Source organism: Pseudomonas sp. (genome assembly GCF_030150285.1).
In the GTDB taxonomy this organism is placed as follows: domain Bacteria; phylum Pseudomonadota; class Gammaproteobacteria; order Pseudomonadales; family Pseudomonadaceae; genus Aquipseudomonas.
The window spans coordinates 41,555-65,656 of sequence record NZ_JASLGE010000082.1; the positions used below are offsets into that span (position 1 = coordinate 41,555).

Consider the following 24,102-nt stretch of genomic DNA (forward strand, 5'->3'; position numbering starts at 1 on the left):
CCTGAGTTCGAATGTTCACTGCTCTGGCGTCAGCGATACATTCATCCGTTACAGACATAACAACCCCGCAGGGCCCACTGAACAATTCACAACTTGGTATTAGTCCCTTCTATAACGGGGCTTTGCGCCGACCTGGCGATGTACTTTCAAGCAGAACCCACGAAGGTAAAACCCTTGTTAATCAACGGCATTTACCCCGCCTGAGCAACAGCCCAAAAACACCCCCTATCAAGAAGTGATAGTCCTATTTTGTAGTCATTGACGAGCCTTGCGAGGCTACGTCCGGCGACGCAGCCGTCGCAAAACCGGGTTGCGCGGTGTTCCAGATAGATCCGGGACTCAGGGTTTACGATCGCTACGCAACCGATCACCCATTAGCGCAATGGGAATATCACTGCACCACGCTGAACTCGACACGGGCGGTGGCACCACTTTCGTCGAGTACGCTCAATTCATAGCGCCCGGCACGGTCAAGGGCGACATTGAGCGTGTCTTCAAACCCGCTGTCGCCCAGCGGTTCTCCGTTCAGGAACCACCAACGCCGCCCGTCGCCGCCCAGCGCCGAGAGCGCCAGTGGCAATGCGCCCTGGCTCGATGCCGGACGCTGCAAGCGGTCGCCCTCGCGCACGCCAACAATCGACAGGCCCGCTACCGCGTTGAGCGCCGCAGGCGGGCAGGTGGTCGACGCCGCCGGCAAGCGCGCTTCGCGTCGTTCAGCCCGTGGCAGCCACGGCGCGAGCGGGGCCGGCCAGAGCGCGATTTGACGTGCGTGTGCGCCGGGGCAATGGGCGCTGACACGCAGGCCCTGCGCATCCACCCATACGGTTTCACGCAGGCCCGCCCCCAAGGGTTGATCGGCGGCCAGCAAGGTGGGCGGCGTGGTGTGATCCAGCGTCCAGGCAAAACGCTGGCGACGGCAATCGGGGTCGTTCTTGTCAATGGGCTGGCCCAGCGGCCAGCAAATGGCAGCCACGCCAACCGTGTCCGGCACCGGCTGTTGCGGCGCAACACGCCCACGTTGGCTGTCGCGATTGCTCAACACATCGTGAACTTGCAGCATCAGCGGCGCGGCTGAAGCCAGGCCAAATTGCCCCGGCACCGGGGTTCCGTCGGGGCGGCCAATCCACACGCCAATCACATAGCGCGGCCCCACGCCAATCGCCAACGCATCGCGAAAACCATAACTGGTGCCGGTCTTCCAGGCCAGCAACGGGCGCTGCACCAACTCGGCCGTAGGGTCACGGTCCGGGCGTGCCTGCCCACTGAGGATACGCCGCACGATCCACGCCGAGCCGGGTGACAACAGCCGCCGCTCGCGCAGTTCATCCTCGGGTTGCAGGCGCAGCCTGGCGCTTTTACCGCCGCGCGCCAGAGCGCTGTAACCGCTGACCAGATCCTCAAGACGGCTGCCCGCACCGCCCAGAATCAACGCCAAGTTGGGCTCGGCCAGTGACGGCAGGCTCAGCGGCACGCCGCCATTGCGCAAGTCGGCGGCAAAGCGCTTGGGCCCGTAGGCTTCCAGCAATTGCACGGCCGGCAAGTTGAGCGACAGGGCCAAGGCCGCGCTGGCCGCCACCGGCCCGCTGAAGCCCATCGAGAAGTTGCCCGGCCGGTAATCCCCGTAGCGCCGGGGCACATCCTGCAACAGCGATTCGGAGTGAATCAGCCCCGCGTCCAGTGCCATGCCGTACAGGAACGGTTTGAGCGTGGAGCCCGGCGAGCGCAGGGCGCTGATCATGTCCACATGGCCAAAGCGCCGCGCATCGTTGATGTCTACCGACCCCAGGTAGGCGCGCACGGCCATGGTGTCCGTTTCGACGACGATGATCGCGGCCGAGGTGTAATCGGGTAAACGCGCACGCCAGCCCAGCAGCAGGTCTTCAAGACGACGTTGCAGGCTGGCATCGAGCGTGGTGCGAATCAACGGCGGGCTGTGCGGGCGGTTCAGGCGCCGGGCCAGCAACGGAGCGAGGCTGGGTTCCTGACGCGGGGCCAACAACAACGGTTCCTCCAGTGCTTCATCGACTGCCGACAGTGGCCAGACCCCGTATTCAGCCAACCGGCGCAGCACTTTATCGCGGGCGACCTGCGCCCTCTGCGGATGACGGTCGGGGCGCAGGCGACTCGGGGCCTGTGGCAATACCGCCAGCAAGGCGGCTTCGGAACGCGTGAGTTGCTGTGGTGACTTGCCCAAGTACGCCCAACTGGCCGCCGCCACGCCTTGCAAGGTGCCGCCAAACGGCGCGCGATTGAGGTACAGCGCCAGGATCTGGTCCTTGGACAAATGCCATTCCAGTTGCGCCGTGCGCCACAACTGGCGCAGCTTGCCCGGCAAGGTGCGCTCATGCGGGTCCAGCAGCCGTGCCACCTGCATCGACAACGTACTGCCACCCGACAGCACCCGCCCGCCGCTCAGGTTTTGCCAGGCGGCGCGGCCCAGCGCCAGCGGGTTGACCCCGGGGTGGCGGTAAAACCAGCGGTCTTCATAAGTCAGCAGCGCCTCAAGGTAGTAAGGCGAGACCTCATCGACGGCCACCGGGTAGCGCCACACGCCCTGCGCATCGGCAAAGCGCCACAGTGGCGTGCCGTCTTCGGCCAACACCACCCGCGCCAAGTCATCCTGGGGCAGCGGCAGCGGCCAGATCCGGTCCGCCAGCCATAACACCGCCAGCACACACCCCACGCCGGTCAGCAGCCCGGCCGCTAACCGTAGCGGTCTGCGGCGATTCTCTGGCACAGTGGCGCCCTCATTCATTGGGACACACACATGCACGTTGAAGGATTTTTCGAGAGCCTGGGGCAAATGTTCGGGGCCATCATTCGCTTTATCGTTGAAGGGTTGAGCGGCATTTTCAGTGGCCTGAGCAACGCGGGCGGCAATTTCATCGAGGGATTGAGCCAGACCCTGGGCATGCAAGCGTCGATCATCAGCATCGCCCTGCTGGTGCTCGGCCTGTTGTGTTTGTACAACGCCGTGCGGGCCTTCATGCGCACCTCCATCATCGGCGGCGTGGTCTGGTTGCTGCTAGGGCTGTGGGTGATCAGCGGGCTCATCAACTGACCCGCCTGTGTACCTGATGCCGATGCCGTAGGCGCGAGCTTGCTCGCGATCTTTTGATCTTTAAAAGATCGCGAGCAAGCTCGCGCCTACGGGTGCCAATTCCAGTGCCGCGTTATCGGCCTTTGATCACCATTTGCCCCGGGGTTTCGCCCACGGCGTGCCAGTTGGGCCGGTACATCGATTCCACTTGCGGCGGCGGCACGCGGTATGTGCCGGGGGTGACGGCACGGGCCAGGTATAACAGGTGCGTGGTGCCGTAGCCGTCGAGGTCCAGCGCGGCGACGTAGCGGTCATCCCGGTATTCCTGATGCTGCACGGCCGCGTTCTGCATCGACTCGCGCCATTGCTTGACCTGGCTGCTGGCGTTTTCAAGGCTGGCTGCGCTCTGGCCCAGGTTCTGGTTTTCCAGTTCAAGCCCCGCCGGTAGCAAGTCCACCACCAAGGCATCCGGCACCCGCTGCTTGGCCGTCACAGCCAAATGCACCAGCACCAGGTCGCCGCTTTTCAGTGCCCGCAGGTCCAGCGGTTCTCCATTCATCCCCAGGTAATCACGGCGAATGCTCATGTTTACGCCACCGGCCACGGGGGCCTGCTGCGGGTAACCCGAGATGGTCAGTTGCTGATACACCGGCGCGCTGCCTTCGTTGTGCACAGTCAACGGGGACTCCAGCAACGGCCCTTGCAGTTTGATGCCCGACTGGCTGTTATTCAGCGTGCGCGTCTGCCCGCCACTCACCAGTTGCGCCGCCCAGGGTTGCGCCGGCTGGCTCAGCAAACCGCGACCGGCCAGGAACAGCGAGTTGCGTTCCTGGGTCGACAACCACTGGCTAGCCGCCAGTTGATCCGACAACGCAAACACACGTTGTTCGCGCTGGCCGTTCATCAGGTTGTTTTCTTCAAGCAAGGCCAGTATCAACGCCTGATCGCGCAGCGGGCTGCCATAGTCGCCCAGCCACTCATCGGCAGGGCGCGTGACGGCCAGGCCGGCCACCAGGGCCTGATCGGCACGCGGCGCGTCGCCCATCAATTGCAGCGCGATAGCCAGTTGCACCAACGGTAAACCGGAGCGCGCCTCACTGCGGCGTTCAAAAAGGCTGCGCAGCGACCCCAGGGGTGCCTGCTGACTGCGCGCCAGCACCAACCCCGCATAGGCTTGCACGGCAAAACGGGTGTGTTCGAGGTTGTCGCTGGCATCGGCTTCGATCAGGTTGCGCTCTTGCACGTAACGCAACAGGCGCTCGCTGGCCTTTTTCAGCGCCTCAGGCGGCACCGCAAAGCCCTGGTCGCGAGCGCGCAGCAGGAAGTCCGTGACGTAGGCCGTCAACCAATACTCTTCCTGACCGTCTGCGCCCCACAGGCCAAAGCTGCCGTTGTAGCGCTGCATGCCCAGCAGGCGCTCGATGCCCAGTTCGATCTTGCGCTGGCGGTCGACGTCCGGTTCACCTTCAAGGCCCAGACGCTTGAGCAAAGCCGCGTCGGCGTACAGCGCCGGGTACAGGCCGCTGGTGGTTTGTTCGGAACAGCCATAGGGGTACGCCTTGAGCGCGCGAATTTGCTCGCCGAGGTTCAGCGGCGGCCGGCTCGACAGGCTGAGCAAGGCTTCACGCCCCGCCGGCTCGAAGGCTTGCAACTCGCCCTCAGGCAGGCTCCACGGCTGCTCGTTGAGCACCGCGCGGTAATGCTTGAGCAACGCCGGGTACGCGGGGCGCACGCCCAATGTCCATTCGCGGGTGAACGGTGCCAGGGTCTCGCCCGGCACTTCAAGGCCGTTGACGGTGACCTTGACCTGGCCGGTGCCATACCCGCCCAGCGCCTTGACCGGGATTTGCAAGGTGCTGCGCTGGCCGGGGCTGAGGGTGACGTTAGAAGACGGCGCACCCAGCACCTCCAGTTGGCCTTCGGTGCTCACCTGCACATCCAGGGTTTGCGCGGTAGCGGTCAGGTTGGACAGGTCCAGCGCCAGCCGAGTCTGGTCGCCACCGGCCATAAAGCGCGGGGCAGCCAGTTCGGCCACCAGCGGGGCCGCGACCACGGTCTTGGCCTCGGCCATGCCGTAGCGGTCGTCGGTCCAGGCTTGTGCCATCAGGCGCAATTCACCATTGAAGTCCGGAATGTTGACGCTGACTTCGCCCTCGCCCTGTGCGTTCAGGCTTACGGGAGCGCTTTGCAGGGCAACAATGGTCACACTGGTGGCCGGGCGCTTGCCGCCCTTGGCCAGCGCGGCATCGCCACCAAACGCGAGGCTGGCCAGACGGCCCTGCCCGGCTTCGATCAATTGCCCGTAAATATCCAGTTGGTCCGCGCCATACGCCTTGCGCCCGAACAGGCTGGCGTAAGGGTCCGGGGTGACGTAATCGGTAATGTTCAGCACGCCGACGTCCACGGCGGCCAACACCACATGGGCTTGCGCGGGAACGCTGCCATCGGCGTTTTTGACGTGAAGCTTCACCGTTAGCGGTTGTTTGGGGCGCATGGTCTGCGGGGCGTCGAGGGTCAGCGCCAGCTTGCGCTGGGTGCGATCGAGCGGCAAGTGCAGCACCCCCACCGCGCGCTTGGGGGTGATCGCGGTTTTGCGCTCACCGGGGCGAATCACCAGGGCGCTGATGTATAAATCGTGGCGAGCCCACGTCGGATCGATCTTGATGTCGAACGCCTTGCCTTCGGCCGGCACGTCGATCTCTTGCCACCACAACGGGCCGTCGCTGCCTTCAACCAGCAAGTAGCCCTTACCCGCCGCCGGTGGTGTGACGGTGACCCTGGCGGTGTCGCCATTGGCATACGCCGCCTTGTCCAGCGCCAGCTTGACCTGATCGGGGCGCACGGCACCGCCTTCAGCGTTGTCCTGCGCGCGGTAGCCCGCCCAGAATTGCAGGCTGCTGACCAGCCCGGTTTGCGGGTCTTGCACTTCAACCCGGTACGGGCCCCACTCCACCGGGAAACTGACCTTGGCAGTGGCACCGGCCTTGAGGCTGACGGTCTCTTCGTTGAGGTTTAAAAACTTCTCGTTGTAGTGATAGCTCCAGCCATCGCTTTCGGAGTAGTTCCAGTAATAGTCACGGCGCTCACGCACCAGCCGCACCTTAAGGTCGTCGGCGGCCAGTTTGTTGCCCTGGCTGTCGGCCACCAGCAGCTCGAACTCGACCGGGCCGTCACCCTCGGTTTCAGTGCCGTCAAACACCCCGCGCACACCCGGCAGGCGCTCCGCCGGCCACACCGGCTGCACCAGACGCCGGGTAATCGGGCGCCCGCCCGACTCTTGCAGGCTGGCCTGAACGATCAGTTGCAACGGCGAGCGGGCCTCACTCCAGCGGCTTTCAATGCTCAGCGTCTCGGTGCCCTGGGCGTTGAGCACGCTTTCATCCAGCTCCAGGTCCTGGGTCAGGTCGCTTTCGGTGATCGAACCGAACTGATACCCCGGCAAGGTACTGACGGCTTCGCGCAGCGGCCGCACATACACTTGGCCACTGAGGCGGTTACCCACGGCAGGCGCACCGTACAAGTAGCGGCCCGTGACCTGGATATGGGCGGTTTGATCGGGGCTCAGCGGTGTGTCGCTGCCCTTGAGTTCCAGCGCCATTCGCTCGGGCAGAAAGTCTTCGACCAGAAACTCATAGAGCTGCGGTTTGCCGTCACCCAGGTCGAACACCAGTTGCCAGCGCCCGGTCGGCGCTTCGCCCGCCAGGTCCAGCGCGTATTGATAGAAGCCGGAAGCGTCCGGGGACCAGACAAACTTGCGACTGACCTGCTCGTCCGGGCGACGCACTTCTACGCTCACCGGCTGGGTTTTGACCGGCTGGCCATCGCGGTCGCGCAGCAAGGCATTGAGCAGCACCGTTTCGCCGGGGCGGTACAAATCGCGAGGGCCAAACACAAAGAATTGCAACGGGTGAGCCTGCGGGCCACCGACATCAAACTCAGCCAGGTCGAGGGCCGCCGTGTTCAGACGCAGCAGGCTGGTCTGGTCGCCTTCACGGGCAACCAGCACTTCAGCCTTGGGTGCCAACGCCAGCTCAGCGTGGCCGTCTTTGCCCGTCTTGCCAGTGGTCAGCACCTGGCCTTTGCCATCAAGCACTTGCAGCTCCACACCGGCCAACGCGCTGCCACCTTCCAGCGCTTGGGTGAACACATCCAGGCGTTTCTGATAGCGGTGCACAGATAGACCCACGTCACTGAGGGTGAACAGGGTGGCCGGCGTGGCGTAGTTGTAACTGCCTGATGCGGTCATCACGGCCAGGTATACGCCCGGCGCTTGCAGAGGCTTGATGCCCGACGTCGGCAGGATCACGGTTTCGCGCGTGTTGCGCGCCGGGTTCAGGTCAAACCGGGCGCCGTACACCAGGTCGGCCATGCCCAGCAGGTCGCGGGCTTCATAACTTTGCAGGCTGCTGTTGCGGCCCCATTGGCTGAGAAAGGCGGGCAGCGACTCGGGTTTGACCCGGAAAAACTCCACATCCACCTTGTCGACGTTCAGCGCAATCACCGGCAGGCCTTGAGCCAACCGCGTGGGCAGCAACGTGCCACGGCTGGCAAACCCGACCGTGGGTTGCAGGTCGCGGGTTTCGAGGCGGCTGACAAACTCTTCGGCCAGCCGAGCGTCATTGACCGCCCGCACGCCGGGGTCGACGGTCAGTACCAACTGGCGCTGCGGCTCAAGGTGGCGCAGACGCAGTTCCATCAGGTTATCGGACAATTCCCAGGCACCGTCGACCTTGCCGGTTTTGGTATCCACCACATGCACTTTATCGGCAAAGGACTGCTCCGGGTCCAGCGGCACCGAGAAGCTCACCGACAAGGTGCTGGCCCCGTCCAGTTGCACCTCCGAGACGTCCACCACGCTGAGTTCACGCCCGGCATAGCGCTCGGCCAGCGCCTTGACGTCCTGAACCGGTTTGGCCGGCTGGCTGGCCGCAACGGCTGGTGCCGCCGGGGCGTCGACGCTTGAGGAGTCACACGCGCTGAGCAGCGCCAGCGTGCAGGCCAGGAACAATCCTTTTTTAAGCATGATGGGCTCGTTAACAGGGCGTTGAAGGGGTCGACTATATAACAGCACGGCGAGAACCACAGACTCGCCGGTCAGACTGACCCACAATTGAGGGATAGGTTCGTCACCCGGCCTGTGCGGTTACAATCGCGCCCCTTCAAAGGAGCCTGCATGTCTTTTCTGCTAGCCGACTGGCGCGACCGCCCGACCCATCGCCGGGTATGGGCGCTGGCGGCCCCCATGATCCTCTCGAACATTTCGGTGCCCCTGGTGACGCTGGTGGACAGCGCCGTCATCGGCCATTTGCCCCACGCCCATCAATTGGGCGCGGTGGCGGTGGGTGGCAGCCTGTACACCTTCCTGGCCTGGGCAATGGGCTTTTTGCGCATGGGCACCACCGGGTTTGCGGCCCAGGCTGCCGGGCGCGGCGACGGCAGTGCATTGCGTCAAATACTGTTGCAAGGCCTGCTGCTCGGCCTGCTGCTGTCGATGTGCCTGGGGGCCATTGCGCTCCCGTTCAGCGGCTTGGCCTTGAGCGTGATGCAGCCTTCTCCCGACATGCAGGCCCTGACGCTGGAGTTCTTCCATACCCGGCTCTTCGGGTTACCCGGTGCCCTCGCCACGTACGCCTTGGTAGGCTGGTTTTTGGGCGCGCAAAACGCCCGAGCACCGCTGGCGATACTGCTGACCACCAACGTCGTCAATATCGTACTCAACCTGTGGTTTGTACTTGGCCTGGACTGGGGCGTCGCGGGTTCGGCGCGGGCATCGGTGATTGCCGAGTGGAGCGGTGCCCTGCTGGGGCTGTGGCTGACCCGGGGGGCGCTGCGGGCGTACCCCGGCAAAATGCGCTGGGCCGCGCTGCAGGTGTGGCACAACTGGCAGCCGTTGCTGGGGGTAAACCGGGATATTTTTATCCGCAGCCTGCTGCTGCAATCGGTGTTCTTTTTAATCACCTTGCAAGGCGCTCGCTTGGGGGATGCCACCGTGGCAGCCAATGCCTTGTTGCTGAACGGCTTGCTGCTGACCGCTCATGCGCTGGACGGCCTGGCCCACGCCGTTGAAGCGTTGTGCGGCCACGCCATCGGTGCCCGTGATCGCACCGCATTGCGTCGCTCGATGGTGGTCGCGTGCGGTTGGTCGTTACTGGCCAGTGCGATGTTTGCGCTGCTGTTTCTGTTCGGCGGGCGCGGGTTTATCGCCCTGCAAACCGACATTCCCAGCGTGCGCGAAACCGCCTTCCAGTACTTGCCGTACTTGGCCGTATTGCCATTGATTGCGGTGTGGAGTTACGTGTTGGACGGGCTGTTTATCGGAGCCACCCGCGCCCGGGAGATGCGCAATGCGATGATCATCAGCGTGGTCATTGCCCTGCCGGTGGCCTGGGCCCTACATGGCTATGGCAACCATGGGCTGTGGATCAGTTTTTTACTGTTTATGGTGCTGCGCAGTGGGGTTCTGGGGCTGTCTGCAGTGCGCATTCAGTGGTTTACCCCGTAACCCTGTAGGCGCGATATTGCTCGCGCCTACAGGGGGCCCGTTTACGACGACAGGTAAGACGAACGCGTCAGGCCAAGGCGCAAAGCGTCCAGATACTGGGTGCGTTCTTTGGCGCTGATGTTGGCGCTGGCCACTTTGTCGCGGTAGTGAGTCATCAACTCCTCCGGCGACAAGTGCACGTAACGCAGCATGTCTTCGATGGTGTCGTGGGTCTCGATACCGGCGTGGTACACGCTGCCATCCGGGTTCTGGTAGATGTTCACCGAGTCGGTGTCACCGAACAGGTTGTGCATGTCACCCAGGATTTCCTGGTACGCACCCACCAGGAAGATGCCCAGCAAGTAGTCTTCGCCTTCGTTCAGGCTGTGAACCGGCAGGCTGGTCTCGATGCTCTGCTCGTCGACGTATTGCTTGATCTTGCCGTCGGAGTCGCAGGTCAGGTCTTGCAGCACGGCACGACGCAGCGGCTCTTCGTCGAGGCGGTGCAACGGCAGAATCGGCAGTACCTGGCCAATCGCCCAGGTGTCCGGCAGGCTCTGGAATACCGAGAAGTTGCAGATGTACTTGTCGGCCAGCTTGTCGTTGAGTTCGTCCAGCACCTGACGGTGCGAACGCTGACGCGCTTTCAACGAGTTGTGCAGGCGGCGGCACACCGCGAAGTAGCACTGCTCGGCCAAGGCTTTTTCCGCCAGGGTGAGTTTGCCGTCGGCGTACTGGGTCGCCACGTCGCTCATGTAGTGCGTGGCACGCCAGTAAGTTTCGGTGACCATTTCAATGTCGGTCGGGCCCAGCAAGTCGATCAGCCACTGCACGGTTTCCGGCAGGCTTTCCTTGTTTTCGATCACGGGCACGTCGTCGTTGTGCTTCTCAACATCGGTGACTTGCACCACCAGCATGGCGTGGTGGGCGGTCAACGAACGGCCGCTTTCAGAGAAGATGTGCGGGTGCGGCAAGCTTTGCGCGTCGCAGAACTCTTTGAGCATGCCCACCACGACACCGGCGTAGTCGTCCATGTCGTAGTTGATCGAGCTGGCGTTGCGCGAGTGCGTACCGTCGTAGTCCACGCCCAGACCGCCGCCCACGTCGATATGGTCGACTGGCAGGCCAAGGTTGCGCAGTTCGCCGTAGTAACGAATCGCTTCCTTGAAGCCGTGCTGGTAATCGGCCAGGTTGGCGATCTGCGAGCCCATGTGAAAGTGCAGCAGGCGAATGCCTTGATCCAGGCCGGCGTCGCGGAAGCGCTCAACCACCGACAGCAGTTGCGCGGCCGACAAACCGAACTTGGACTTTTCGCCGCCGGTGTCGGCCCATTTACTGGAGGCCAGCGAGGACAGGCGCACGCGCAAGCCCACCTGTGGCTTGACCTTGAGCGAGGCGGCCTCTTCGATCACCAGGTCCACTTCGGACTCTTTCTCGATGACGATAAACACGTTATGGCCCAGCTTCTGGCCCATCAGCGCCAGGCGGATGAACTCACGGTCCTTGTAGCCGTTGCACACGATGGTGCCGCCCTTCGGGGCCAGCGCCAGCACGGCCAGCAGCTCGGGCTTGGAACCGGCTTCAAGGCCAATCGACACGTCCTGGGTAGCGATGATGTTCTCGATCACCGCTTCTTGCTGGTTCACCTTGATCGGGTACAGCGCGGTGTATTGGCTCTGGTATTCCAGGCGCTCGATGTTGGCATCGAAAGCACCGGTCAACTGGCGTACACGGTCTTGCAGAATGTCTGGAAAACGCACCAGCAATGGCAAGGACAAGCCACTTTTGCGCAGGTCGTCGACTTGCTCGTACAGATCGATGGGCGAGCTGTTCGGGCCGTTCGGACGGACTTCTACGCGACCGGCTTCATTGATCGCGAAATACCCGGCCCCCCAATGGCGAATCCCGTAAACACTGCGGCTGTCCGCAACTGTCCATTGGCTGCCATCGTCTTTGCGTGTGCGTCGTACGGACATCGAAGTCCCCTATAAATGAAGGCGAAGGCGCCACCTCTCGCGGAGGCTGGCGCAGTCTAAAGAATGAAAATGACGATTTGCCTGCAAGGGAAGTAGACCCCACTGGCAGGACAGAGTTTAGCCACAGGTTGGGAAGAGGCTTTCAGCCGCCGGACTTCTTGGCCTTGTACCCGAGCTTGATCAGCTCGGCCAACAGCAACTCGACGTGATCGCCCTGAATCTCGATAACCCCGTCTTTCAACGCGCCACCGGTGCCACAGCGCTTTTTCAGCGAGGTGGCCAATTCCTTCAGGGCGTCTTCAGCCAGGGGCACGCCGGTGATAGTGGTCACCGTCTTGCCGCCACGGCCTTTGCTCTCGCGACGCACGCGGGCAATACCGTCGCCTTCGGGGATCAGGGTCTGTTTGCAGGTGCACGAATCCACGGGCTGACGACAGTCCGGGCAGTGTCGACCTGCGTCGGTGGAAAATACCAGGCCACCAAGGGCGGCGAAGGATGCGGCTTTTTTGGCCACCGGCAATCCTCTTGGGAGGATGAAGACTGATCGGCGCCGCACAAGGCGGTGACCGACCGCGAAGCCCCACTCAGGCAGGGGCAGCGCTACCGAACCGTCAAGGCCACCACCACTGTAGGAGCGAGCTTGCTCGCGAAGATCGTCAACGATAACGCGGGCATTCAGCCAGCACGCGGTGTCTTGGCGTTTTTCGCGAGCAAGCTCGCTCCTACAGGGTGAAACAATAGCGGTTCGGGTGAAAAGGCGCGCAGTGTAACGGCAAAAAGCCAAGTTGCTAAGAGCCAAATGGCGCCAATTTATACAACTTTAGCGACGTGAGGCGAGATAGCGCCGCAAGCCCTCTTGGGCGTCCGGGCAATAAGACTTTTGCTCGGCCTCTGCAAGCACCGTTTCAATGGATAGAAAACGCGCTTCCATGACCTCTTCAGGCTGCAAACACAGCGGGCCGTCCCATACAGCAGAGTAGGACGTACACCACAGGCGGCTGTCGCCATCTTCAAAGTAAAAATGATCGTGCTCGACCAACTCCACGCCACTCACGCCCAGCTCTTCCGCCAATTCCCGCTGTGCCGACAGGGCATAGCTTTCTCCCGCCGCCACCATCCCGCCCGCCGCCGTATCCCAGAACCCCGGGTACAGGGCTTTGCTCAGCGTGCGCCGATGCACACACAGCTCGCCTTTGGAATTGAACAGGAAGATAAACGTGCAACGGCCGATCAAGCCGCGCTGGCGCAGGTCGGACCTGACCAAGTGACCGAGCAGGTGGTCCTGCTCGTCGACCCAGCAGATCAGTTCAGCGTCGGAGGCTGCTCGGTGTGCGGCCTCCTTTTGAGTAGCGTCCATCATCAACCCTGGTTGAGGAGCTGACGCAAGTCGATCACTGCAGCGTTTGCCCGGGAAATATAGTTGGCCATCACCAGCGAATGGTTCGCCAGTACGCCGAAGCCACTGCCGTTAAGAATCATAGGACTCCATACCGGTTCTTGCGAGGCCTCTAGCTCCCGAATGATCTGGCGCACGCTGACGGTGGCATTTTTCTTGGCCAGTACGTCGGCAAAATCGACTTCGATGGCACGCAGCAGATGGGACAGCGCCCATGCCTGGCCGCGCGCTTCGTAGAACACGTTGTCGATCTGCATCCATGGGGTTTCCACCACTTCTTCATCGACCTGCGGCACTTCACCCGGCGCCAGCGTCTCGGTTTTCAGCGCAGTGTTCAACTTGACCCGGCCCACGCTGGCGGACAGACGCTGGGACAGCGAGCCCAAACGTGTGGCCACATCGCCCAGCCAGTTGTTGAGGTTGTCGGCACGCGCATAAAAAAGCGCGCCGCGCTGGTTCGGGTCAGACAGGCGCGCTTCGTAGCGGCTCAAGGAATTGATGCCTTCCTGGTATTCCGACTCACTGGATGGCAGCACCCAACTCTTGTTGTCGAAGTTGAAGCGCGGCTCGGCCTTGGCCAAGTCAGCGTCTTCAGCCGACTGCGACTGGGAGCGGGCGAAGTCTTTACGCAGGGCGCGGGTAAGGTCACGCACCTGCACCAGCACGCCGTATTCCCAGCTCGGCATGTTGTCCATCCACAAGCCTGGCGGGAAACGGTCGTTGGAGATGTAGCCGCCTGGCTTGTTCAGCAAGGTGCCGACCACGGTCTTGAGGGTTTCGACGGTGGTGTAACCCACCACCATCTGCTTGCCTTCCTTCTCGGCGGCAAGCTGGGCATTTTGCTGCACCGGAAACAGCGCCGGCTCTTGGCTCCAGTACCAACCCAGGCCACCGGTGACCAGCAGGTACAAGCCGATGATGCTGAGCAACGCCCGGCTCATCAGCAGGTTGCGAAAATAGCTGCGGTTGGCCGACTTGGGCTCAGCGGCGGGGCCTTTGGCACTGCCTTCGCGGTTTTTCCAGTCCAGCATGGCGATATCCTTTCAATCACTTGAGTTCATGCACGTCAATTGTCCGGGTGCGTTCAGACATTCCGACCACAACCCTACCCCATCGTGCCCATCGGTGCGGGGCTTTTACACGAAACTGGCGCACCAGCGCGCTTGGACTATAAAGGATGCACGCGATTTACGCTGCGCGACCCATTGGTCAATAACTGAATGGCAGGCACGCAGACTTAATTGACGTATGACACTCATCTATCAGAAAAGAGGTGCTAGCATAGAGCCATCAGTCGACCTCAGCATGCACCCTCACAGTAGTCAGGATATGACCGAGTCAGAAGACCCCAGCCGCGAGCGTCTCAAGCAGCACTTTGCCCAGCGGGTAATTCATCAGGCACGTCAAATTCTTGAGATCTGGCAGCGCCTGCAACGCAGCGAGTGGTCGAACGCCGACTTTTCCGAACTCAGCGAAGCCAACCTGCGCCTGCAACGCTTCGCCGAACGCTTCGAACAGCCCGAACACACACAACTGGCACGGCATATCAGTCAATCCTTGCAGGCTGTGGACGAGAACCGTGGCCGTCTGAGCAGCCAACTGATCACCGAGCTCAACCGCTTGATGCAACGCCTGTCCCGCACCGGCCTGCGCCAGGGCGATCAGCTTGAGCAAACCTTCCTGCCGCCGATGCGCAAGCCGATCTATGTGATGCTGGCCGACCATGACCGCGCCGAACGCCTGGCCAAGCAGTTGGAGTTCTTCGGCATGGGCGCCCACGCCCTGGACAGCGTGGCCGCCTTTCGCGCGTCCATGGCCGAGCGTTTGCCGTCGGCGATCGTGATGGACGTGGACTTCTGCGGCACCGGCCTGGGCCTGAAGCTCGCGGCAGAGGCCCAGGAGGGCCTGGAGCAAAAGCTGCCGCTGTTGTTTTTCAGCCTGCACGAAACCGACACCCCGACACGCCTGGCCGCCGTACGCGCCGGCGGCGAAGAGTTCCTGACCGGCACCCTGGAGGCCTCAAGCCTGCTGGAAAAGATCGAAGTGCTAACCTGCGCGGCCCAGTACGAACCGTACAAAGTGCTGATCATCGACGACTCGCGGGCCCAGGCGCTGCACACCGAACGCCTGCTCAACAGTGCCGGCATTGTCACCCGCACATTGACCGAACCGATCCAGGCCATGGCCGAGCTGGCGGATTTCCAGCCCGACCTGATCATCCTCGACATGTACATGCCTGCCTGTACCGGCACCGAACTGGCCAAGGTGATTCGCCACAACGACCGCTACGTCAGTGTGCCGATCATTTACCTGTCGGCCGAGGACGACCTGGATAAACAGCTGGATGCGATGAGCGAGGGCGGTGACGATTTCCTCACCAAACCGATCAAGCCGCGTCACCTGATCACCACTGTGCGCAACCGTGCGTCACGTGCGCGCAACTTGAAGGCACGGATGGTGCGCGACAGCCTGACCGGGCTGTACAACCACACGCATATCCTGCAACTGCTCGAAGATTGCAGCTTCCGCGCACGCCGCGAGAACAAGCCGTTGAGCTTTGCCATGCTCGATATCGACCACTTCAAGCGCGTCAATGACAGCCACGGCCACCCCATGGGCGACCGGGTGATCAAGAGCCTGGCACTGTTTCTCAAGCAGCGTTTGCGCAAGACCGATTACATCGGCCGCTACGGCGGTGAAGAGTTCGCCATCGTGATGCCCGACACCGACCTGGAATCGGCCTGCAAAGTGCTGGACGACATTCGTCGGCGCTTTGCAGAAATCCACTACCCCGCCCAACCGCAGGATTTGTGGTGCACCTTCAGCGCCGGCCTGGTGGAGCTGTGCGACGGTTCCGACAGCTTGATGATGGCCGCCCAGGCTGACGAAGCGCTGTACCGCGCCAAGGACGCCGGACGTAATCGCGTGCAAGCCGCTCGTACATCAAAGCAAAGTGCCATCTTTTCACCAGAATCCACCGATTCGGTCATAACGCTGTAATACAAACGCAATAAATTCAGGCGCTTATCTCTTGCCGTCGGTTGAAACCCCGCATGCGCCTGAAGCTGCTGACCAATCTCAATACCCTTCTGCTGGTGGCTGTGTGCCTGGCCCTCGGGGCGACACTGTGGTGGTCGCAACGGGCGCTGGAGCGTCCGTACTTGTTGATGGAGCGCTACCTCGGGTTGTCCCAGGTCTTTCAAAACCAGGCTGCCCGTAACATCGAGGACTACTTAGCCAGCGGCGATGCCCTGCGCCTGAGCAGTGCAACCCAGAGCCTGGAAAGCCTGCAGCTTCAGCTGGGCGAACTGCCGCCCGACTTGGCGCAAAACCTGCGCCCCAGCCTCATGGACCTGGAGACTTTCAGCAAGACCGACCTGTTGGCCGCCGGTAAATTGGCTGGCGACCCGCAAGCCCTGTTGCTGCAAGCCGAGCGTGAACTGGGCGCGAACCTGGAACAATTGAGCCAGTACGCCAGCGGTGTCAATTCCGCGGAGGCTGCGCATTATATGTCGCCATTGCTCGCAGCCTCACAGCACCTGGGCAAACTGTCCCTGGCCCGCGACAAGCTAGTCAGCAGCGGGCGCGCCGAGTTGGCCGCGGATGTCGAGCGGGAAGTGACCAACCTGCGCACTCAGGCCGACCTGCTTGCGCAGCTGCCCTTATTGGGAATAAAGGCCAGCGCTGAATCCCACACCGATGATTTTTCCGCGTTGATGGGCCTGGAAAATACCGAAAAAACCGAAGCCCAGGACACCGGCGTCGACCTCAAGCGCGAACTCAACAGCCTGTTGACCCGCTACCCCGCCGAACTCCAACGCACCCGTGAACAGATCCAGCAACGCGCCGATCTCGCCGCCAGCACCCACCTTAAAATCACCAACGTACAACAGGCCATCGCCGGCCTGGAACCCGTGGTGCGCGCGCAACACGCGAAGATTCAGGGTGAAGTGCGTGTGATGCAGGGGGTGATGATTGGTCTGATCCTGCTGATCGCATTGCTGATCGATACCCTGCAACGCCGCCTGGCGCGCGTGCTGACCAACCTGGCACCCGCCTTGTCGACCTGGGCCGAAGGCGACTTCAGCCAACCGATTGCCCTGGGCAAGACCAACCGTGAACTGCACGATATCGAGGCCTCCCTTAACCGCCTGCGCGCCTACCTGGTGGATCTGGTCGGCACCATCCGTGGCAATGCCGAAGAAGTGGCAGGCAGCAGCCGCGCCCTGGCCGAACTGAGCAGCGGCCTGCACGACGGCGCCGAGCGCCAGGCCGGCGACACCGCGCAAATCCGTGATTCCCTGGGCGAACTGGAAGCCACCATCCAGCAAGTCGCCGGGGATGCCAGCCAGGCCGCCGGGGCCAGTCGCAGTGCGGGCCAGGCGGTAGAGCAAGGCCAGCGTGTGATCGGCCTGAGCCTCACCGGGCTGCATGCGCTGGTAGGCGAAGTGCAGCAAAACGCGCAGATGATCGAGAAACTTGCCGAAGAGTCCGCCACCATCGGCGGCGTGCTCACGGTGATTCGCTCGATTGCCGACCAGACCAACCTGCTGGCGCTCAACGCCGCTATCGAAGCCGCCCGCGCCGGTGAAGCCGGACGTGGTTTCGCCGTGGTAGCCGACGAAGTGCGCTCCCTGGCCCAGCGTACTGCCGGCGCCACCGCCGAAATCCAGGGCCTGATCGCCGGCCTGCAAAGCGCCGCGCACCAGTCGGTAGAAGGCATGCGCGCCCAGGTCGAACACGCCGAAGCCACCGCCCAGCAGGCCCAGGCGGCGGATGGCGCGCTGGATGAAATCGTCGGGGCGATCCAGACCATCTCGGATACCGCCGTACGCATTGCCGATGTGACCGCGCAGCAGAGTGGCGCCGTGAGCGAGATACGCGACAACAGTGAGCGGATTCATCAATTGGGTGAGGATAATTTGCTGCGTATTGGCCAGGGCCGGAGCCAGGGCGAGCACCTGCTGGTACTGGGCGGGCAACTGACTACCGCCGTGCAAGCCTTCCGCGTCTAACCCGATCCGGCCCTCTATGAAGACCGCAATGTGGCTGATCGTTCCCACGCTCCGCGTGGGAATGTCGCCCCAGACGCTCCGCGTCCCGCTTTAAAGCCGTGACGCAGAGCGTCACTGGATGCGTGCCCACGAGGAGCGTGGGTGCGATCAGCTCCCACACTGACCAAATGCCGTCTCCCAGTCACAAATTTTGCGCAATCCTCGCTAATCGTGCCGGCTACTGCATAGAACTGGACAGTCACAAAGGCTTTGCGGCATAGTCGCCGGGTTCTGACGCACCCACACCAATAACAAGGAACAGCCAATGGCGACCTTACTGGTTCTTCACGGACCCAACCTGAACCTGCTTGGCACCCGCGAACCGGGCGTCTACGGGGCAGTAACCCTCGATCAGATCAACCTCGACCTGGAACGACGGGCACGTGAAGCCGGCCACCATTTGCTCTACCTGCAAAGCAATGCCGAGTATGAATTGATTGATCGCATCCATGCCGCGCGCGGCGAAGGCGTGGACTTTATTCTGATCAATCCCGCCGCTTTTACGCACACAAGCGTTGCATTACGTGACGCGCTGCTGGCGGTGAGCATCCCATTCATCGAAGTGCATTTATCGAACGTGCACAAACGCGAAGCTTTCCGCCATCACTCTTACTTCTCCGACGTAGCGGTAGGAGTGATCTGCGGCCTTGGCGCCAGCGGTTACCGACTGGCCCTGGAGGCCGCCCTGGAACACATTGAAGAACAGGCTAAACGCCCCTGACCGACCCTTGGGAGTTGATGATTCATGGATATCCGTAAAGTTAAGAAACTGATCGAACTGCTGGAAGAATCCGGTATCGACGAGCTGGAAATCAAGGAAGGCGAAGAGTCCGTACGGATCAGCCGTCACAGCAAGACCCCGGCCCAACAGTTCTACGCGCCACAGATGCAAGCACCGGCTCCAGCCGCTGCAGCTCCGGCTGCCGCACCTGCCGCCGCCGCTGCACCTGCCGCCCCAGCCGCTCCTGCGCTGAACGGCTTCGTGGTCAAGTCGCCAATGGTCGGTACTTTCTACCGCACCCCGGCACCGACCTCGCCAGCCTTCGTTGAAGTGGGCAAGACCGTGAAAGTGGGCGACACCATCTGCATCGTTGAAGCGATGAAGATGATGAACCACATCACCGCGGAAAAAGCCGGCGTCATTGAATCCATCCTGGTAGAAAACGGTCAGCCGGTTGAGTACGACCAGCCGCTGTTCACCATCGTTTGAACCGCGGAGCGCCTTCGATGTTGAAACCTGCGAAGAAACTGCAAAAAGTCCTGATCGCCAACCGCGGCGAGATCGCGCTGCGTATCCTGCGCGCCTGTAAGGAAGAGGGCATCAAGACCGTCGCTGTTTACTCGACGGCCGATACCGAATTGATGCACGTGAAACTGGCGGACGAAAGCATCTGCATCGGCCCGCCACTGGCCACGAACTCGTACCTGAAAGTCTCGAATATCATCGCCGCGGCAGAAGTGACCGGCGCCGATGGCATCCACCCGGGCTACGGCTTCCTCGCGGAAAACGCCGACTTCGCCGAACAAGTGGAAAAATCGGGGTTTGCCTTCATCGGCCCGAAAGCCGAAACCATTCGCCTGATGGGCGACAAGGTCTCGGCCAAGGACGCCATGATCGCGGCCGGTGTGCCAACCGTTCCAGGCTCCGACGGCCCACTGCCTGAAGACGAGGAAACCGCTCTGCGCATTGGTCGCGAAGTCGGCTACCCGGTGATCATCAAGGCCGCCGGTGGCGGTGGTGGTCGCGGCATGCGCGTGGTGCACAAGGAAGAAGACCTGATCGAAGCCGCCAAGCAGACCCGCTCCGAAGCGGGCGCCTGGTTCGGCAACCCGATGGTCTACCTGGAGAAGTACCTGACCAACCCACGTCACGTGGAAGTCCAGGTACTGTCCGATGGCCAGGGCCACGCTATCCACCTGGGCGACCGCGATTGCTCGCTGCAACGTCGCCACCAGAAAGTCCTGGAAGAAGCTCCGGCTCCGGGCCTGGATGAAAAGGCGCGTCAGGAAGTCCTGGCACGCTGCGTCAAGGCGTGCATCGACATCAATTACCGTGGCGCCGGTACCTTCGAGTTCCTCTACGAAAACGGCCGCTTCTACTTCATCGAGATGAACACTCGTGTGCAGGTAGAGCACCCGGTATCGGAGATGGTCACCGGTATCGACATCGTCAAGGAAATGCTGAGCATCGCAGCCGGTAACGTGCTGTCCTTCACCCAGGACGACGTGAAGATGCACGGCCACTCCCTGGAGTGCCGCATCAACGCCGAAGACCCGAAAACCTTTATCCCAAGCCCTGGCCTGGTCAAGCATTTCCACGCGCCCGGCGGCAACGGCGTACGTGTGGATTCGCACCTGTACAGCGGCTACAAGGTTCCGTCCAACTACGACTCGCTGATCGGCAAGCTGATCACCTGGGGTGCCACTCGCGACGAGGCCATGGCCCGTATGCGCAACGCCCTGGACGAAATCGTGGTCGACGGCATCAAGACCAACATCCCGCTGCATCGGGATCTGGTTCGTGATGAAGGCTTCTGCGAAGGTGGTGTGAACATTCACTACCTGGAACACAAGCTGGCCAACCAGTAAGTGCTCCACCCAACAAAGCCGCCTTCGGGCGGTTTTGTTGTTTATGGGCCACCGACCCCTGATCGTTCCCACGCTCGGCGTGGGAACGCCTCTTGTGGCGCTCCGCGCCACGCCTTAACAACGGGACGCGGAGCGTCCGAGGCGGCATTCCCACGCCGAGCGCGGGAACGATCGTCGGCGCAGTCGTCTTCTGGCTTGCTCTCGCGTAAACTTGCGCGCTTTCGCGGCCTGCCCGCCGCACATTCATTTTTTTCAAAGGTGCCCGCCATGCCTTGGCTGCAAGTCCGTCTCGCCATCAGCCCAGAACAAGCCGAAACCTACGAAGACGCGTTCCTCGAAGTGGGCGCCGTGTCGGTGACCTTCATGGACGCCGAAGACCAGCCGATTTTCGAGCCGGAACTCAACACCACGCCGCTGTGGTCCCACACCCACTTGCTGGCCCTGTTCGAAGACGGCACCGACGCCGCTGCCGTGCTGGCCCATATGGAACTGCTCACCGGCAGCCCGCTGCCCGAGCATCACAGCGAAGTCATCGAAGACCAGGACTGGGAACGCAGCTGGATGGATAACTTCCAGCCCATGCGTTTCGGCCAGCGCCTGTGGATCGTGCCAAGCTGGCACGCCGCGCCCGAGCCAGACGCCGTCAACCTGCTGCTGGACCCGGGCCTTGCGTTCGGTACCGGCACGCACCCGACCACCGCCCTGTGCCTGGAATGGCTGGACGGCCAGGACCTGACCGACAGCAACGTACTGGACTTTGGTTGCGGCTCGGGGATCCTGGCCATCGCCGCCCTGCTGTTGGGCGCCAAGGAGGCCGTGGGCACCGATATCGACGTGCAGGCCCTGGAAGCCTCCCGCGATAACGCCGGGCGCAACAACATTGCCGAAGGCAAATTCCCACTCTACCTGCCTGAGGACCTGCCCCAGGTTCAGGCCGATGTGCTGGTGGCCAATATCCTCGCCGGGCCACTGGTGTCGCTGGCGCCGCAACTGTCGAGCCTGGTCAAGCCGGGCGGGCGCCTGGCGCTGTCGGGCATCCTCGCCGAGCAAGGTGAAGACGTGGCTGCGGCCTACGCCAAAGACTTCGAGCTGGACCCGATCGCCAACCGTGATGGCTGGGTACGCATCAGCGGTCGTCGGCGCTAGAATGAGCGCTTGCCTGAATCGGATGGCCGCATGACCGACAGTTTCGTCACCCAGTGCCCACATTGCCAATCGCGCTTTCGCGTCAACCACGCTCAATTGAGCGTGGCCCGCGGCGTGGTGCGTTGCGGCTCGTGCCTGCAAGTGTTCAACGCCGCTCGCCAGTTGCTGGAGCAACGTGCCCAGGCGTCTGCGCCGGAACCTGAAGCGCCGACAACCCCCGAACCGATTGGCGAAGCACCTCCCGAGCCACCACGGGCCATCAGCCAGAAACAGTGGACGGCCGAAGAGCTGGACCTGGATAACCTGGACAAGGAACTGGCCAAGCTGGAACGTCGCGAGATCCAACATACCCAGGCCTTGGGTGCGGAACGTCGCCAGCCAGGTGCCGACCGCCGGCAAAAGGAAGAGTCCTTCAGCGCCAGCCGCGATACGGTCAAGGCCGAGGAAGAAAAGTGGGCGGCCAGCCTGTTCAGTGAGCCACCCCAAGAGCGCGCCCAGGCACCAGAAGAAGAGCCCGAGCCGGTTAAGGCACCTGCGTCCAAACAGCGCACCGAACCGTCCATGTCGGCCCACGTCGACGAACTCGATGACGAACCAGCTCTGCACGCCACTACCGTGGATGACGACCTCGACCCGCCGCTGACACCCACCCGCGACGAGCACGATGAGCCTGAACCCGAAGACCGCGCACAGCCGCGCCGCAAGCGCGCGCGAACGGAGGCTGGTGTACACGACGAGTTACTCCAGGACCTGGAAGACGACCCCCTGCACCTCTATGCGCAGAAGCGTCCGTCAAGCTGGGGTCGCCGTCTGGTCTGGATATTGTTGGTGGTACTCGCCGCTGCCGGTCTGGCCGGCCAGTACATCGCCTACCAATTCGACGACCTGGCCCGCCAGGACGCCTACCGTCCCTGGTTCCAGGCGTTATGCCCGAAACTGGGGTGCACCGTGCCATCGCGGGTCGACATTACCCACATAAAGAGCAGCAATCTGGTGGTGCGCAGCCACCCCGAATTCGCCGGGGCGCTGGTGGTCGATGCCATCATCTATAACCGTGCGACCTTCTCTCAGCCCTTCCCGCTGCTGGAGTTGCGCTTTGCGGACTTGAACGGCAGCCTGATTGCCAGTCGTCGCTTCAAGCCCGCCGAATACCTCAGCGGCGAGTTGGCTGGCGTCAGCGAAATGCCCTCGCAGACGCCTATCCACATCTCCCTGGACATTCTTGATCCGGGCAATAGAGCCGTGAACTACAGCCTGAGCTTCCACTCGCCCGAGTAAAACGGCGTACCCACCGAGGTTTGACGGCGGATTATTGACTTGACCGCCGTCAACCAAACCGATGGCGATAAAAAAGTAACTGTTCAGATTTTATCCAATTCAGCCTTTAACCAGTCATCGAGAGCGGGTATCATGCCAACCCTTTTTCGAACTCTAATGATCCGGCCCCACAACAGGGAAGTCCTATGTCGGCGGTACGCATCGGCCCATACACATTGCAAAACGGCTTGATCCTCGCCCCGATGGCGGGTGTCACCGACCAGCCCTTTCGTCAGCTGTGCAAGCGTTTGGGCGCGGGTCTAGTAGTCTCTGAAATGGTTACCAGCGACATGAGTCTGTGGAACACCCGCAAGTCGCGGATGCGCATGATCCACGAAGGTGATCCCGAGCCACGCTCGGTGCAGATCGCCGGGGGCGATGCGCAGATGCTGGCGGATGCCGCACGGGCCAATGTGGAGCTGGGTGCACAGATCATCGACATCAACATGGGCTGCCCGGCCAAGAAGGTTTGCAACAAGGCCGCCGGTTCCGCACTGTTGAAAGATGAGCAGTTGGTCGCCGAGATCCTGCAGGCCGTTGTTGGCGCAGTGGATGTACCGGTGACCCTTAAGATTCGTACCGGTTGGGACCGGGACAACAAGAATGGCCTGACGGTGGCGAAGATCGCTGAACAGGCAGGCATTACAGCGCTGGCGGTGCATGGCCGTACCCGCGCCGACCTTTATACCGGTGAAGCCGAGTACGACACCATTGCCGCGATCAAGCAGGCCGTGTCGATGCCCGTCTTTGCCAATGGCGACATCGACAGTGCCGAGAAAGCCCGGCGCGTGCTGCACGCGACCGGTGCCGATGGCTTGTTGATTGGCCGGGCCGCCCAGGGGCGGCCGTGGATTTTTCGTGAAATCGAGCATTTCCTGCGTACCGGTGAAGTCTTGCCGGCACCAGAGTTGGTCGAGGTGGAACGTATTCTGCTAGAGCATCTGGCCGCCCTGCACGCCTTTTATGGGGACGTGATGGGAGTACGCATTGCTCGCAAGCATGTCGGCTGGTATCTCGCCACCTTGCCGGGCGCCAAGGAATTCCGCGCTCAGTTCAATCGTTTGGATGAAACGCAGGCACAGGTCGCCACCGTTCGTGAGTTC

General features: G+C 62.2%; 16 protein-coding genes. 10 read left to right on the forward strand and 6 right to left on the reverse strand.

Translation table 11 applies throughout. The features are described from left to right. Positions 1 to 391: 391 nt before the first annotated feature. Positions 392 to 2,683: a peptidoglycan glycosyltransferase PbpC gene (gene pbpC / locus Q1W15_RS19685; RefSeq protein ID WP_300731172.1), complete on the reverse strand. Its 2,292-nt coding sequence runs from the start codon at positions 2,681 to 2,683 to the stop codon at positions 392 to 394. 84 nt (positions 2,684 to 2,767) lie between these two features. Here pbpC and Q1W15_RS19690 point away from each other — a divergent pair, with 84 nt between their 5' ends. After that, the gene (locus Q1W15_RS19690) at positions 2,768 to 3,061 is read left to right on the forward strand and encodes a hypothetical protein (RefSeq protein ID WP_300731154.1); all 294 of its coding nucleotides are present in this window, start codon (positions 2,768 to 2,770) and stop codon (positions 3,059 to 3,061) included. A gap of 112 nt (positions 3,062 to 3,173) precedes the next feature. Here Q1W15_RS19690 and Q1W15_RS19695 read toward each other — a convergent pair whose 3' ends face one another. Further along, positions 3,174 to 8,063, reverse strand: coding sequence for an alpha-2-macroglobulin (locus Q1W15_RS19695; protein ID WP_300731155.1), 4,890 nt, complete (start codon positions 8,061 to 8,063; stop codon positions 3,174 to 3,176). Between the two features lie 150 nt (positions 8,064 to 8,213). On the opposite strand from Q1W15_RS19695, the gene Q1W15_RS19700 reads away from it, so the two are divergent. Continuing rightward, the gene (locus Q1W15_RS19700) at positions 8,214 to 9,542 is read left to right on the forward strand and encodes an MATE family efflux transporter (RefSeq protein ID WP_300731156.1); all 1,329 of its coding nucleotides are present in this window, start codon (positions 8,214 to 8,216) and stop codon (positions 9,540 to 9,542) included. A 41-nt stretch (positions 9,543 to 9,583) separates the two neighbouring features. Here Q1W15_RS19700 and speA read toward each other — a convergent pair whose 3' ends face one another. From speA to Q1W15_RS19720, 4 genes are all read right to left on the reverse strand, one after another. Next, a complete protein-coding gene (speA, locus tag Q1W15_RS19705) occupies positions 9,584 to 11,497 on the reverse strand; it encodes an arginine decarboxylase (RefSeq protein WP_300731158.1) in 1,914 nt (637 codons plus the stop codon). A gap of 142 nt (positions 11,498 to 11,639) precedes the next feature. Further along, positions 11,640 to 12,011, reverse strand: coding sequence for a translation initiation factor Sui1 (locus tag Q1W15_RS19710; RefSeq protein WP_032893757.1), 372 nt, complete (start codon positions 12,009 to 12,011; stop codon positions 11,640 to 11,642). 306 nt (positions 12,012 to 12,317) lie between these two features. After that, positions 12,318 to 12,854: an NUDIX hydrolase gene (locus Q1W15_RS19715; RefSeq protein WP_034126422.1), complete on the reverse strand. Its 537-nt coding sequence runs from the start codon at positions 12,852 to 12,854 to the stop codon at positions 12,318 to 12,320. Positions 12,855 to 12,856: 2 nt separating this feature from the next. Beyond that, complete coding sequence (locus Q1W15_RS19720; protein WP_034126421.1) at positions 12,857 to 13,924, reverse strand: DUF2333 family protein; 1,068 nt, start codon at positions 13,922 to 13,924, stop codon at positions 12,857 to 12,859. Positions 13,925 to 14,222: 298 nt separating this feature from the next. Here Q1W15_RS19720 and Q1W15_RS19725 point away from each other — a divergent pair, with 298 nt between their 5' ends. From Q1W15_RS19725 to dusB, 8 genes are all read left to right on the forward strand, one after another. Further along, complete coding sequence (locus Q1W15_RS19725) at positions 14,223 to 15,893, forward strand: PleD family two-component system response regulator (RefSeq protein WP_034126420.1); 1,671 nt, start codon at positions 14,223 to 14,225, stop codon at positions 15,891 to 15,893. Positions 15,894 to 15,946: 53 nt separating this feature from the next. Next, a complete protein-coding gene (locus Q1W15_RS19730; RefSeq protein ID WP_054918784.1) occupies positions 15,947 to 17,908 on the forward strand; it encodes a methyl-accepting chemotaxis protein in 1,962 nt (653 codons plus the stop codon). A gap of 304 nt (positions 17,909 to 18,212) precedes the next feature. After that, positions 18,213 to 18,668, forward strand: a complete 456-nt coding sequence (gene aroQ, locus Q1W15_RS19735) for a type II 3-dehydroquinate dehydratase (protein WP_014716732.1) — start codon at positions 18,213 to 18,215, stop codon at positions 18,666 to 18,668. 24 nt (positions 18,669 to 18,692) lie between these two features. Next, entirely contained in the window at positions 18,693 to 19,157 is a 465-nt protein-coding gene (gene accB / locus Q1W15_RS19740; RefSeq protein WP_003188191.1) for an acetyl-CoA carboxylase biotin carboxyl carrier protein, read from the forward strand. 17 nt (positions 19,158 to 19,174) lie between these two features. Further along, complete coding sequence (accC, locus tag Q1W15_RS19745; RefSeq protein ID WP_003188188.1) at positions 19,175 to 20,536, forward strand: acetyl-CoA carboxylase biotin carboxylase subunit; 1,362 nt, start codon at positions 19,175 to 19,177, stop codon at positions 20,534 to 20,536. 267 nt (positions 20,537 to 20,803) lie between these two features. Next, positions 20,804 to 21,682: a 50S ribosomal protein L11 methyltransferase gene (gene prmA, locus Q1W15_RS19750; RefSeq protein WP_034126418.1), complete on the forward strand. Its 879-nt coding sequence runs from the start codon at positions 20,804 to 20,806 to the stop codon at positions 21,680 to 21,682. Between the two features lie 30 nt (positions 21,683 to 21,712). Then, positions 21,713 to 22,960: a DUF3426 domain-containing protein gene (locus Q1W15_RS19755; protein WP_034126417.1), complete on the forward strand. Its 1,248-nt coding sequence runs from the start codon at positions 21,713 to 21,715 to the stop codon at positions 22,958 to 22,960. Between the two features lie 185 nt (positions 22,961 to 23,145). Then, the coding region (gene dusB, locus Q1W15_RS19760) for a tRNA dihydrouridine synthase DusB (RefSeq protein WP_300731168.1) at positions 23,146 to 24,102 on the forward strand (957 nt) is incomplete at its 3' end.